Annotated in this window: 11 protein-coding genes; 3 read left to right on the top strand and 8 right to left on the bottom strand. The window is 72.3% G+C overall.

The features are described 5' to 3' along the window. Nucleotides 1-19: 19 nt before the first annotated feature. Nucleotides 20-271, top strand: a complete 252-nt coding sequence (locus tag FB474_RS17060; protein WP_141790081.1) for a cell division protein CrgA — start codon at nt 20-22, stop codon at nt 269-271. Nucleotides 272-606: 335 nt separating this feature from the next. On the opposite strand, the gene FB474_RS17055 is transcribed toward FB474_RS17060, so the two are convergent. Both FB474_RS17055 and FB474_RS17050 read right to left on the bottom strand, forming a co-directional pair. Further along, nucleotides 607-1470, bottom strand: coding sequence for a rhomboid family intramembrane serine protease (locus tag FB474_RS17055; RefSeq protein WP_141790080.1), 864 nt, complete (start codon nt 1468-1470; stop codon nt 607-609). Nucleotides 1471-1501: 31 nt separating this feature from the next. Beyond that, nucleotides 1502-2023 (bottom strand): peptidylprolyl isomerase, encoded by a 522-nt coding sequence (locus tag FB474_RS17050; RefSeq protein ID WP_141790079.1) that lies wholly within the window; start codon nt 2021-2023, stop codon nt 1502-1504. A 106-nt stretch (nt 2024-2129) separates the two neighbouring features. Here FB474_RS17050 and FB474_RS17045 point away from each other — a divergent pair, with 106 nt between their 5' ends. After that, the gene (locus tag FB474_RS17045) at nt 2130-2858 is read left to right on the top strand and encodes a hypothetical protein (RefSeq protein WP_141790078.1); all 729 of its coding nucleotides are present in this window, start codon (nt 2130-2132) and stop codon (nt 2856-2858) included. Between the two features lie 103 nt (nt 2859-2961). Continuing rightward, nucleotides 2962-3348, top strand: coding sequence for a hypothetical protein (locus tag FB474_RS17040; RefSeq protein WP_141790077.1), 387 nt, complete (start codon nt 2962-2964; stop codon nt 3346-3348). 62 nt (nt 3349-3410) lie between these two features. Here FB474_RS17040 and bar read toward each other — a convergent pair whose 3' ends face one another. The 6 genes from bar to FB474_RS17010 all read right to left on the bottom strand — a co-directional run bounded on the left by bar (nt 3411) and on the right by FB474_RS17010 (nt 12491). Further along, the gene (gene bar / locus FB474_RS17035) at nt 3411-4544 is read right to left on the bottom strand and encodes a barbiturase (protein WP_141790076.1); all 1134 of its coding nucleotides are present in this window, start codon (nt 4542-4544) and stop codon (nt 3411-3413) included. 5 nt (nt 4545-4549) lie between these two features. Then, nucleotides 4550-5551: a carbamate kinase gene (locus FB474_RS17030; RefSeq protein WP_141790075.1), complete on the bottom strand. Its 1002-nt coding sequence runs from the start codon at nt 5549-5551 to the stop codon at nt 4550-4552. Between the two features lie 247 nt (nt 5552-5798). Next, on the bottom strand, nt 5799-7289 hold the full coding sequence (locus FB474_RS17025; RefSeq protein ID WP_141790074.1) for a carboxyl transferase domain-containing protein: 1491 nt from the start codon (nt 7287-7289) through the stop codon (nt 5799-5801). Further along, nucleotides 7286-8473, bottom strand: coding sequence for a CaiB/BaiF CoA transferase family protein (locus FB474_RS17020; RefSeq protein WP_141790073.1), 1188 nt, complete (start codon nt 8471-8473; stop codon nt 7286-7288). Before FB474_RS17020 ends, FB474_RS17025 begins: the two co-directional genes overlap by 4 nt. Nucleotides 8474-8502: 29 nt before the next feature. After that, nucleotides 8503-10386: a hydantoinase B/oxoprolinase family protein gene (locus FB474_RS17015; protein WP_141790072.1), complete on the bottom strand. Its 1884-nt coding sequence runs from the start codon at nt 10384-10386 to the stop codon at nt 8503-8505. Further along, on the bottom strand, nt 10383-12491 hold the full coding sequence (locus FB474_RS17010; protein ID WP_141790071.1) for a hydantoinase/oxoprolinase family protein: 2109 nt from the start codon (nt 12489-12491) through the stop codon (nt 10383-10385). The genes FB474_RS17015 and FB474_RS17010 overlap by 4 nt, the downstream gene beginning before the upstream one ends. Nucleotides 12492-12756: the final 265 nt, after the last annotated feature.

The raw sequence follows: 12756 nt of genomic DNA, 5'->3' as shown, positions 1-12756 counted from the left end.
CAGCAACAAGGAGTGCCCGGTGCCGGAGTCCAAGGGTCGCGCCAAGGCGACCTACACCCCGCCGCAGCGCAAGGCCAAGGCCGCCCAGGTCGGCAACCCTGCCTGGTTCGCCCCGGTCATGGTCGTGCTTCTCGTGCTGGGCCTGCTGTGGATCGTCACCTTCTACGTGACCCAGGGCAGCTACCCGGTGCCGTCCATCGGCTACTGGAACCTGGCGATCGGGATCACGCTCATCCTCGGTGGCTTTGGCTTCGCGATGCGCTGGCGCTGACTGTCCACAGCGTTTCCACCGGGACGTCATCCACAGCTCTCCACAGGGCCGGTTCCCCGCTTCGGCAGGGGCCGGCCCTGGCGTTTGTGCAGGTCAGCCCGGGTTACATCCGGCCCTACCGACCCGTGGGCCATGGTGCGCCCCTGGGGATATCCCCAGCCCCTCTCGGCCCCGTCCCCACCTTTCCACGCAGATTCCACGAGTTGTCCACACGGTTGTCCCCAGGCTGGGGACAAATGACACGCGTGTAAGACGGGATCGGGTCGCACCGGTCGAAACCTGGACGGGCCGGGCGCCCCGGACGGCGCGACGGGCGGGGGTGGACCGGTCGCGGGTCAGGCGGGCAGGAACTGCGGCGCGACGCCGGCGTACTTCACGGCGGCCGCCGCCACGACGAGGACCAGCACGGCGGCGAGCAGCGGCAGCTGCCAGCGCCGGCGGGACTGGCCGGCCGTGGCGACCAGGAGCAGCGAGCAGACCACGCCGGTGAGGAAGCCACCCAGGTGCGCCTGCCAGGCGATGCCGGGGGCGAACCCGATCGCGGCGTTGATCAGCAGGATCACCCAGATCCCGCCGGTCGGCCGGCCCAGGTGGCGGTTGAGCACGAGCAGCGCGCCGAACAGCCCGAACACCGCACCGGACGCGCCCACGCTGGCGGTCACCCAGGAGGCGCGGCCGTCGACCGAGGGCGTGGCCAGCAGCAGTGACCCCACCGAGCCGCCGATCGCGCAGACGAAGTAGAGCGCGGCGAACCGCATCCGCCCCAGCAGCGGCTCGAGGTAGCTGCCGACCACCCACAGGGCGTACATGTTGAAGCCGATGTGGAAGATCGGGCCGTGCAGGAAGGCCGCGGTGAGGAAGCGGTAGGGCTGGGCCTGCCCGTAGGCCGGCACGAAGGCGTAGTCCCCGGTCACCGAGGGGCTGACCTGCTGCAGCAGCCACACCGCGACGCAGACGCCGATGATGGTCAGGGTCACCACGGGACGCCCGTCGGTGACGCGACCGCCGAGCTGCGTGCGCGGCATACGGGTCGTGCGGGCGCTCTCGCGCACGCAGTCGACGCACTGGACGCCGACTGCGGCCGGCCGCTGGCACTCGGGACAGACGGGCCGGCCGCAGCGCTGGCAGCTGACGTAGGACACCCGGTCGGGATGACGCGGGCACACCGGAGCCTGCTGGTATGCCGCGGGCTCGGTCATGGGGGTGTCCTCAGCCACCGGGGGTCGCCCCTCAGGCGTCCTGGACGGTGACGCGCTCGATGACGACCGGCTCGACCGGCTTGTCCATGGCGCCCGTCGGCACGGCGGCGATCTTGTCGACGACCTCGCGGCTCGGGCCGTCGGCCACCTCACCGAAGATCGTGTGCTTGCCCTGCAGCCAGGTGGTCGGCGCGACGGTGATGAAGAACTGCGAGCCGTTGGTGCCCTTGCCCATGCGCTTGCCGGCGTTGGCCATGGCCAGCTTGTAGGGGGCGGTGAAGTCGAGCGCGGGGCTGATCTCGTCGTCGAAGGCGTAGCCCGGGCCACCGGTGCCGGTGCCGGTCGGGCAGCCACCCTGGATCATGAAGCCGGGGATGATCCGGTGGAACGTCAGCCCGTCGTAGAACGGCGTGGGGTTGGTGCGGCCCGCGTCGTCGGTGTAGTCCTTCTCGCCCTGGGCGAGGCCGACGAAGTTCTGGACCGTCTTGGGTGCGTGGTCCGGGTACAGGGTGACGTTGATGTCACCGTGGTTGGTGTGCAGCGTGACGTTCATGGCGTCATCCTCGCACGCGATCTGGTGGACCCGATGGGCATGCGGTGATGCAACGGTGCAGGATGGGTACAGGTTTGGACCTGGTCACCGTTTCGAGGAGGACTCCGTGTTCCGCACGAAGAGCAAGACCGAGCAGGCCAAGGACAAGGTCGCCCAGGCCCAGGAGCTGTCGGCGTCGACCGCGGAGCAGATCCGCGAGCGCGTCGTCCCCGCCGTGGAGCACGCCGCCGAGGTGGCGCGCGACTGGGGGAAGCCGCGGGTGGAGGCTGCCCGCGACTGGGCCAAGCCGCGCGTCGAGCACGGGATCGAGGTGGCCGCCCCCAAGCTGGAGAAGGGCGTGCAGGACCTCGCCCCGCGCGTCGACAGCGCGCGAGACAAGATCGTCGACGAGCTGCTGCCCCGGATCGCCGAGGCCATCGCGGCCGCCGCCGCCGCCAGCGTCGCGGCCCGCGACGAGGCCGTCTCCCGCGGTGGCGACGCCGCGCTGGTCCTCAAGGGTGAGGCGGTGGCCAGGCCGAAGCGCCGGGGCCGCAAGCTGCTGCTCCTGCTCGGCCTCGGTGGCGCCGCGGCCGCGGGCGTCGCCGCGTTCAAGCGGTCCGCACCCAGGGCCGACCCGTGGGCCACGCCGCTGCAGGACCCCTACATCGCCCCCAGCGCCGGACGGTCCTCCACGGCCACGCCGGCGACCGACACCACGCCGGCCGCCACCACGACGGAGGAGCCGGCCGCCACCGAGGAGCCGACGGGCACCGAGGAGACCGGCGCGGCCAAGGACACCGCCGAGACCAAGCCCGACACCGCCAAGACGGTGCGCGGCGCCAGCGCCGGCGACTGAGCCGCGACCGCCTGAGCCAAGGCAGCAGGGGCAGGACCGTCAGGTCCTGCCCCTGCTGCCTTCGCTATGCTTCGGCCCTCCTCGAGCTGACCGTCCTGCCTGGATGGAGCCACCGTTGCGCTGGGTCATCGACGTGCGGCGCCTCGCCGCGATCGACCTGTGGGGCCTGCACGGCCGCCCCCTGCGCCGCCGCCTGATCACCCTCGAGTTCGCCCTCGGCATCGTGCTGCCGATGGTGCTCGGGTCGGTCTGCCTGACCGCGCGGGCCCCGTTCACCCGGGTCATCGGCGCGTGGCTGGTCGGCATCGCCCTCAACTACGTCCCGCTGGCGTTCCACGCCTTCCGGCTGTCCCGGCGCGGCGCACTCGAGGCCGAGCTGGCCGGGGTCGACGCCCGCAGCGAGCTGCGCCGCTACAGCCGGCGCCAGTTCGTCATCGCCATCCCGCTGGCGCTGCTGGTCATGTCGTTCCTGCGACCGCCCCGCCCCTGAACGCCGGTATGCCGTGCCCCTCACCTGGTGAGGGGCACGGCATACCGGGGGAGCGTGTCGGCTCAGCCGTTCCAGGTGTAGCCGGTCGGCTGCTCGCCCAGGTCGACGATGGCGGCGACGGGGCCACCGCCCTCGGGGCCCTGGTGGGCGGCGGAGACGGAGACGAAGACCGCCGGGTCGCCGGTCACGGCCGCGGTGACGCCACCGACGCAGGACTTGATCTGGCGGTGCCAGTGCACGTCGGAGTCGTCGAGCATCGCGTTGCGGCGGCCGTGGACGGTGCCGTCCTGGCTGGCCTCGCACTTCAGGAAGACGTTGACCAGGCGGCCGTCGAGGTCCGAGGTGTGCGGGCGCTCGGGCAGGTCGAGGCCGGCGTCCTTGATCGCGGCCCAGATGCCGTCGGCGTCGAGGGCGTCGTTCATCACCGAGTGGCCGATGCGGTAGCGGCCGCCGACCCCGCGGGCGTTGCCCACGACGACGATCTGCGCCTGGTCGAGCTCGACGCCGGAGGAGCAGGAGGCGACCGAGGAGTACAGGTCGCGGTTGTGCATGACGTCCTCGTCGCTCGGCATCTCGATCTCGCCGAGGGCGACGGCGATGCCGAGGCCGGTGGTGCCGTTGGACAGGTCCATCGACTCGTGGGTGTGCTCGGTCCAGACCTGCTTGCCGCGAGCCTTGGCGTCGCGGATGGTGTGGATCGTCAGCAGCGGGGTCTTGGTCTGCACGTAGTGCACGTCGGCGACGTCGGTGATGCCGGCGCGCTCCATGGCGACCTTCACGCCGGCGGCGACCTTCTCGATCATGCCGGTGTAGCCGATCTCCTCGGGCAGGATCGGCTCGCTCATGGCGAACCCGACGGTGAGGCGCGGCTCGTCGGTCTGCACGGCCCTGGCCGGGTCCACGGTGGCGAAGATCGTGGCGTGGGGGCTGATCACGCCGTCGGTGCCGCCGGACCACACGATCGGGATCTGCTTGACCTGGTCGGCCGGGGCCCCCTTGGCGACGAGCACCTCACGGAACGCCCGGTCGGCGATGATCCGGGTGTAGTCGTTGACGCCGCCGTTGCCCTCGGTCTTGCCGATGATGGCGATGACGCGGTCGGCCTCCATCACGCCGTCGTCGATGAGCTTGGCCAGCTCGGAGGCGTCGGCCACGCTGTGGATCGGGACCTTGCGGACCTCAATGGCATCAGGCACGGGTGTCACCCTTCGTTCTCGGTGGGGTTCTGCGGTGTGGGGTTCTGTCCTGCGGGGTCGTGCGGCTTGGCGGGACGGCCCTCGATGACCGTCCCGTAGCTCCCGGTCACGGCCTTGTCGATCTGCTCCAGCGCGGTGATCACGGCGCGCGGGCCGCCGGACTCGACGAAGCGCAGCGCGGCCTCGACCTTGGGGCCCATCGAGCCGCTGGCGAAGTGGCCCTCACCGGCGATCTCGCGCATCTGCTCCAGGCTGACCACGCCGATCTCCTCGGCCTGCGGGGTGCCCCAGGCCTTGATGGCGTGGTCGACGTCGGTGGCGATGACGAGCACGTCGGCGTGCACCGACCGGGCCAGCAGCGCCGCGGTGAGGTCCTTGTCGATGACCGCCTCGACGCCGCGCACCGTGCCGTCCTCGGCGCGGACCACCGGGATGCCGCCACCGCCGGCCGCGACGACGACGTAGCCGGCCTCGATGAGGGTGAGCAGGGTGCCGGTCTCGAGCACCTCACGCGGCTCGGGCGAGGCGACGATGCGCCGCCAGCCCTTCTCGCCGCGGTCCTCCCAGAGCTGGCCGTGCTCGATCAGCGGCCTGGCCTGCTCGTAGGGCAGGAACCGGCCGACCGGCTTGGTGGGGTGGGTGAAGCCGGGGTCGTCGACGTCGACGCGGGTGCGCGTGACGATGGCGGCGACGGGGCGCTCGACCCCGCGCCGGGCCAGGCTGGCCTCGAGGGAGTTCATCACGGTGAAGCCGATCGTCGCCTGCGTCTGCGCCCCGCACCAGTCCAGGGAGACCGGCGGGACGACGGTGGCGGCCAGCTCGTTCTTGACCAGCAGGTTGCCGACCTGGGGGCCGTTGCCGTGGGTGATCACGACCTCGTGCCCGGCGGCGATGAGGTCGGCCACCGACTCCATGGCGGCGGCGATCGCGGCGCGCTGCGCGTCGGGGCTGGCGCTGCCGTCAGGGCCCGTCATGGCGTTGCCGCCGAGGGCGAGGAGGACCCGCACGGGCTGCACCTGCTTTCACCTGGGGCCGGCCGCGCGGGACGCGGACGGGCGATGCGGCGAGCCTACGGACGAACCACCAGACCCCGCGTTGGCAGACCCTGCCCAATGACCGCCCGCCTCTTGGCACTTGTACGCCGCGCGCCATGCCGCTTCTCCCCGCCGAGAGGGACGTTTCTCCGGGTTGGGAGGGCCAGAACACCGGAGGAACGTCCCTCTCGGCGGAAGGGTGGGGGTGGGAGTGGCGGCCTCAGCCGAGGCGGCGGTAGCGGGCCAGCCGGGCGGCGAGCCGCTCGGCCGGGTCTGCGCGCAGCAGCAGGCCCAGCTCGTGCTGCAGCACCTGCGACATCCGCGCGCAGAACTCGGCGGGCTCGTCCGCGGCGTCGGGGTGCTCGGCGACGATCCGGTCGACGATGCCCTCGCGCAGCAGGTCCAGCGACCGCACGCCCTGCGACGCGGCAAGGTCCGGCGCGTGGTCGGTGTCGCGGTAGAGGATCGCCGAGGCGCCCTCCGGCGGCAGCGGCGAGAGCCAGGAGTGCTGGGCGCAGATGACCCGGTCGGCCGGCATGAGCGCGAGCGCTCCGCCGCCGGTGCCCTGCCCGAGCAGCAGGCAGACGGTCGGCGCGTCGAGCATGACCAGCTCGGACAGGCAGCGCGCGATCTCGCCGGCCAGCCCGCCCTCCTCGGCCTCGCGGGACAGCGCGGCGCCCGCGGTGTCGATGACGCTGACCAGCGGCAGCTTGAGCTCCCGGGCCAGGCGCATGCCGCGGCGGGCCTCGCGCAGCCCGGCCGGGCCGAGCGGGTTCTCGAACGTCTGGTGCTTGCGGTCCTGGCCCAGCACGACGCAGGGCGCCCCGCCGAAGCGGGCCAGGGCGATGAGCAGCCCCGGGTCCTGCTCGCCCTGGCCGGTGCCGTGCAGCGGCACGACGTCGGTGGCGCCGAGCTTGAGCAGCGCCCGCACGCCGGGCCGCTCGGGCCGGCGCGAGCGCAGGATCGAGTCCCACGCGGGCAGGTCGGGCAGGTCCTCCCGGGGCAGCTCGGGCACCACGGGCAGGTCCTCGCGCGGGGCCATGAGCACGTTCAGCGCCCGCGAGGCGACCTCGGCCAGCGCCTCGACCGGCAGCACGGCGTCGATGAGGCCCTGCTCGAAGAGGTTCTCCGAGGTCTGCACACCCTCCGGGAACGGCGCGCCGTAGAGCGCCTCATAGACCCGCGGCCCGAGGAAGCCGACCAGCGCGCCCGGCTCGGCGACCGTGACGTGGCCGAGCGAGCCCCACGAAGCGAAGACGCCGCCGGTGGTGGGGTGGCGCAGGTAGACGATGTAGGGCAGCCCGGCGTCCTTGTGCGCCGCGATCGCCGCCGAGATCTTGACCATCCCGACGAAGGCGCTGGTGCCCTCCTGCATCCTGGTGCCGCCCGAGGTCGGGGCGGCGAACAGCGGCAGCCCCTCCCGGGTCGCCCGCTCGACCGCGAGCACCAGGCGCTCGGCGGCGGCCCGGCCGATCGAGCCGGCCAGGAACCGGAACTCGCCCAGCACCACGGCGACCCGACGCCCGCGCAGCCGGGCCGAGCCGGTGATGAGCGACTCGTCGGTGCCGGCCTTCTCCGCCGCGGCGGCGAGCTCGGCGGCATACGCGCTGCCCGGCTCGGCCACCGGCACCGGTGTGGTGTCCCAGCTCTCGAAGCTGCCCTCGTCGAGGACGGTCTCGATCAGCTCACGGGCGCCGAGGCGGCGGGTCACGACGCGGTGCCCTCGGCGTCGCGCTCGTCGAGCCAGGCCCGCACGCTGGCGTTGTGCTGGCCCAGGGCCGGTGGGGCGAGGTGCTCGGCCCGCCCCCCGGCATACAGGTTGTCGTCGAAGCGCAGCGGCGGCCCGGGCAGCTGGACCGTCCCGAGCACCGGGTGGTCCACGTCGATGACCAGCCCCTGGGAACGGGTCTGCTCCCACTCGTAGACGCGGTCCAGGGTGCGCACCTCACCCGCCGGTATGCCGGCCGCGGCCAGGGCGGGCAGCAGCTCGGCGAGCTTGCGGTCGGCGAAGGCGGCGTTGACCGCGTCCACGACGGCGTCGCGGTTGCCGACCCGCTCCCGGTTGGTGGCCATGCCCTCGGCGTCGGGGTCCAGCCCGAAGGCGGTGCAGAACTTGCGCCACAGGCCCTCGCTGCCGACGGCGATCTGCAGCATCCCGTCGGCGCAGGAGAACAGGCCGTAGGGGCAGATGCTCGGGTGGTGGTTGCCCTGGGCGCGGCCCACCTCGCCGGCGACGGTGTAGCGGGTGCCCTGGAAGGCGTGCACGCCCACGATCGCGGCCAGCAGGCTGGTCCGCACGACCCGGCCCCTGCCCGTGGTGGTGCGCTCGTGCAGGGCGGCGACGACGCCGTAGGCGCCGTACATCCCGGCGAGCAGGTCCCCGATCGGCACCCCGACGCGCGTGGGGTGGTCGGGGTCGGGGCCGGTCAGCGACATCAGGCCGGCCTCGCCCTGCGCGATCTGGTCGTACCCGGCCCGGCCACCCTCCGGACCGTCGTGGCCGAAGCCACTGATCGAGAGGATGACCAGGCGCGGGTTGAGCTCGTGCAGCCGCTCGACGCTGAAGCCGAGCCGGTCGAGCACGCCGGGCCGGAAGTTCTCCAGCAGCACGTCGGCGTGGGTGACCAGCCGGGTCAGCGTCGCCACCCCGTCCTCGCTCTTGAGGTCGAGGGTGATCGACTCCTTGTTGCGGTTGCAGGACAGGAAGTACGTCGAGATCGGGTCGTCCTCGGGCCCGACGAACGGCGGGCCCCAGCCGCGGGTGTCGTCCCCGCCGCCGGGCGTCTCCACCTTGATGACCCGGGCACCGAGGTCGCCCAGCATCATCCCGGCGTGCGGGCCGGCAAGGGCGCGGGTGAGGTCGATGACGGTGGTGCCGTCGAGCGGTCCGGTCACGATGTCGGTCTCCTGTCGGTCTGCTGCGGTCAGAGCCAGTCGACGTCCGCGGCGGTGGCGCCGGCGGCCAGCGTGGCGTAGCCGGGTCCGCGGTCGAAGAACGGCTGCTCGCCGCGGTCGGCGCGGCGCTCGGCACGCAGGGCGTCGGACGCCGCGGTGTCGATCACCGGCTCGTCCTTGGTGCCCGTGGCCACGACGCCGTAGTCGGTGCGGGCGCCCTCGAAGGAGACCTTGCCCCACCTCAGGTCGCGCTGCACCTCGTCGTACGGCCGCTCGAGCGGGTCGCCCCAGCCGCCACCGCCGGTGGTGCGGATGCGGATGACCTCCCCGGCCTTCACCGGCTCGTGGTCGGCGAGGGCGTCGACCTCGCGCTCGTTCGGGCCGCCCGCGTCGATGGTCACCTGGAACGGCTTGCCCGCCTTGCCGCCCTTGACGCCCCAACAGGCCAGGATCGAGCGGTCGGCGATGGACATGAAGTTGGCGTCCTTGAGCATCCGGATCTGCTTCTCGTAGCCCAGGCCGCCGCGGTAGCGGCCCGCGCCGCCGGAGTCGACGGCCAGGCCGAGGCGCTCGACGAGGAACGGGAAGCGGCTCTCGGTGAACTCGGTCGGCAGGTTCCGCGAGTCCGGCACGACGTGGATGGTGTCCTCACCGTCGGCGTAGTACCGGCCGCCTGAGCCGCCACCCAGCACCTCACGCATGAGGTAGTCGTTGCCGTCGCGGTCGTGGCCGTAGACGCCGGTGTAGCGGATCGTCTCCTGGTCGGCGGGCATCTTGCCGTCGACGGCCTTGGCGATCACGCCAGCGAGCACGCCGAGCAGGCGCAGGATGACGAACGTCCGGGCGTTGGTCGGCGCCGGGAAGATCGGCGTGAGCAGCGTGCCCTTCTCGGGGAACTTCATCTCGATGAGCGGCACGATGCCCTCGTTGACGTCGAGCTCGGCCATCCGCTCGGGGGTGTCGGCGAGGTTGCGCAGGATCGGCGCGAGCCACTTCTTGAGGAAGTTGCCGTCGGCGTAGTCCCCGCAGTGGTTGATCGGGCCCTTGGCCTGCGGCGCGGTGCCGGTGAAGTCGATGACGATCTTCGGGCCGTTGCCGGGGCCGCCGGTGCTCGTCTTGGTCAGCGTGATCCGCTGGGTGTGCAGCCTCGGCTCGTCGACGCCGTCGTGTTCGGCGTAGTCCTCCCAGACGTACTCGCCGTCGGGGATCTTGGACAGGATCTCGCGGCGGTAGGTCTCGGTGGTCTTGTCGAGGATCGCGTCGAAGGCCGCTTCGACGGTCTCGCGGCCGTAGCGGTTGAACAGGTCCGACAGGCGCGCCGCGCCCATGAGGCAGGCGGAGCACTCGGCGTCGAGGTCGGCGGCGAGGGACTCCGGCATACGGCTGTTGCGCGTCATGATCTTCAGCGCGGCCTCGTTGGGCACGCCGGCGTCCCACAGCCGGATCGGGGGCACCATCAGCCCCTCCTCGTAGACGCTGGTCGCGCCGGAGGGCATCGAGCCGGGGCAGGCGCCGCCGATGTCGTCGTGGTGGCCGAAGGCCTGCACGAACGCGACGACCTCGCCCTGGTGGAAGACGGGGACCGTGACGCACAGGTCCGGCAGGTGACCGATGCCGCCCTCGGACTCGTAGACGTCGTTGTGGAAGAACACGTCGCCCTCGCGCATGGTCTCGAGCGGGTAGTCGCGGGCGACCGGGTGGACCAGGGCGCTGTACGAGCGGCCGGTCAGCTTGCGCAGCCGCCGGTCGTGGATGCCGGCGCGGAAGTCGTGCGCGTCGCGGATCATGGGCGAGCGGGAGGTGCGCGCGATGGCGGTCTCGACCTCCATCTCGACGCTGGCCAGGGTGCCCTCGACGATCTCCAGGACGATCGGGTCGACGTTGAGGGCCGGGGTGTCGGTCACAGCGGTCACTTCGCGCTCTCCTTGGTGATCACGAGGTTGCCGTACGCGTCGACGCGGACGGTGAAGCCGGGGTGGACGGGCACGGTCGAGCCGAACTCCTCGACGATGACCGGCCCGGCGACCTCGTCGCCGGCCCGCAGGTCGGGGCGCCAGTAGATGCCGGCGTCGACGTAGCCGTCGGCGGGGTCGAAGCAGACCGGGCGGGTGCCGGTGCGGGCGCGCTCGACGGAGTCGGCGGCCCCCTCGATCTCGGCCAGCTCGGGCCGGGTGATCGGGCCGATGCCGGTGACGCGCAGGTTGACCCACTCGACCTGCTGGCGCGGGTCGTCGCGGAAGTCGTAGCCGTAGAGGCCCTTGTGCGCGTCGTGGAACGCGGTCGCCACCGTCTCGGCGAAGGCGGCGTCCACTGCGCCCTCGGGGGCGTTGACCCGCACCTCGAAGGCCTGGCCGAAGTAGCGCAGGTCGACGGTACGCACGTAGCGGTGGTCGGCCCGGGCGAAGCCCTCGGCGTCCAGGGCCTCGGCGGCGCGCTCGGTCAGCTCGGCGAAGGTCTTCTCCACGCCGGCGAGGTCGAGCGCGGCGTGCTTGGCGACGGCGGTCTGCACGTAGTCGTTCTTGACGTCGACGGTGAGCAGGCCGAACGCCGAGACGTTGCCCGGGTTCTGCGGCACGACCACGCCGGCGAGGTCGAGGATGTCGACCAGGCGGCAGGCCAGCAGCGAGCCGGAGCCACCGAACGTCGCGAGCATGAAGTCGCGCACGTCCAGGCCGCGCTTGACCGAGATCTGGCGCAGCGCGTTGGCCTGGTTCCACGCGGAGATCTCGAGGATGCCGGCGGCGCACTCGTCGGGGGACAGGCCGAGCCGCGCGGCCAGGGCCTCGATGCCGGCCTTCGCGGCGACGGCGTCCAGCGGGATCTCGCCGCCGAGCAGGTGGGCCGGGATCCGGCCGAGCATGACGTGGGCGTCGGTGATGGTCGGCTCGGTGCCGCCCTTGGCGTAGCAGAGCGGGCCCGGGTCCGCGCCGGCCGACTTGGGGCCGACCTTGAGCGTGCCCTCGGGGGAGATCCACGCGATGGAGCCGCCGCCCGCGCCGACGGTGACGACGTCGATCATCGGGATCTTGGACGGGTAGGCCCCGACCGTGCCCTCGGTGGTCAGGGTCGGCTCGCCGCCGAGGACCACGGACACGTCGGTGGAGGTGCCGCCGCCGTCGCAGGTGAGGACCTTGTCGAAGCCGGCCTTGCCGGAGATCAGCGCGGCACCGAGCGCGCCGGCGGCCGGGCCGGACAGCACCGTGGTGATCGGCTGGTGCACGACCTCGTCGGCAGAGAGCACGCCGCCGTTGGACTTCATGATGTAGAAGGGGATCGAGTCCCGGTCGGCCGAGGCGGCGCCCGTGAATTCGTCCAGGCGGGTCTTGATGTTGGAGACGTAGCGGGACACCTTCGGCTTGACCGCGGCGTCGACCAGCGTGGTCATCGAGCGCTCGTACTCACGGTACTCCCGCAGCACGTCGCTGGAGATCGAGATGACCGCCTCGGGGTGCTCGCGCTGCAGGATCTCCCGCATCCGCAGCTCGTGCTCGGGGTTGGCGTAGGCGTGCAGGAAGCACACGCCGATCGTGGTGATGCCCTGGTCGCGGAACCAGCGGGCCACCTGCGCCGCGCCCCCTTCGTCGAACGGGCGGACCTCGTTGCCCTCGAAGTCGAAGCGGCCCTCGACGGTCTTGACCAGGTCGGCCGGCACGATCCGCGGCGGCTTCACCCAGAAGTAGGAGTTGCCGTAGCCGTCCGGCACCGCCTGGCGGGCGATCTCGAGGATGAACTCGTAGCCCGCGGAGGTGATGAAGCCGAGCTGCTCGACCTTGCCCTCGAGCAGCTGGTTGGTGGCCACCGTGGTGCCGTGGCAGACGGCGGTGACGTCCGCGCCGGTCGCGCCGAGCAGGTCGAGGACCTTGTGCACGCCGTTGATGAAGCCGTCGGCCGGGTTGGCCGGGGTCGACGGCGTCTTGGTCGTGATCAGCGCGCCGGAGTCCTCGTCGAAGGCGACGACGTCGGTGAACGTGCCGCCGGTGTCGATGCCGATGCGGATGCGACGTGGGGTCTGCGTCATGGCGTTCCTCGGGCGGGAGAGGTGGGAGCTGGCGGGGCGCCGGGCGAGCCGGCGGTGCCCTCGATTCAACTCGCGCCGCCACCCCGCGTCCCTGTCAGAACCTGCCAAGACCCTTGGCAGATCTTCATGCACACCTCGGGTATGCCGTGTCCGCGCCTCCCGAGCGACCCCTCACCCCCGCGCGAAGCCCCATCCGAGCGCACCACATCCGTCGAATCGGCCGCGAGTACGCGGCCATTCGACGGATGTGGTGCGTTCGTCGAGG

Source organism: Oryzihumus leptocrescens (assembly GCF_006716205.1).
In the GTDB taxonomy this organism is placed as follows: domain Bacteria; phylum Actinomycetota; class Actinomycetes; order Actinomycetales; family Dermatophilaceae; genus Oryzihumus; species Oryzihumus leptocrescens.
The sequence above is the reverse complement of the archived record's forward strand: the minus strand, read 5'-3'. Positions and strand labels throughout refer to the sequence as shown.

Bases quoted from the DNA above. Each gene is read 5' to 3' on its own strand.
- FB474_RS17055 (WP_141790080.1), bottom strand. From the start codon at position 1,470: ATGACCGAGCCCGCGGCATACCAGCAGGCTCCGGTGTGCCCGCGTCAT.
- FB474_RS17050 (WP_141790079.1), bottom strand. From the start codon at position 2,023: ATGAACGTCACGCTGCACACCAACCACGGTGACATCAACGTCACCCTG.
- FB474_RS17040 (WP_141790077.1), top strand. From the start codon at position 2,962: ATGGAGCCACCGTTGCGCTGGGTCATCGACGTGCGGCGCCTCGCCGCG.
- FB474_RS17010 (WP_141790071.1), bottom strand. From the start codon at position 12,491: ATGACGCAGACCCCACGTCGCATCCGCATCGGCATCGACACCGGCGGC.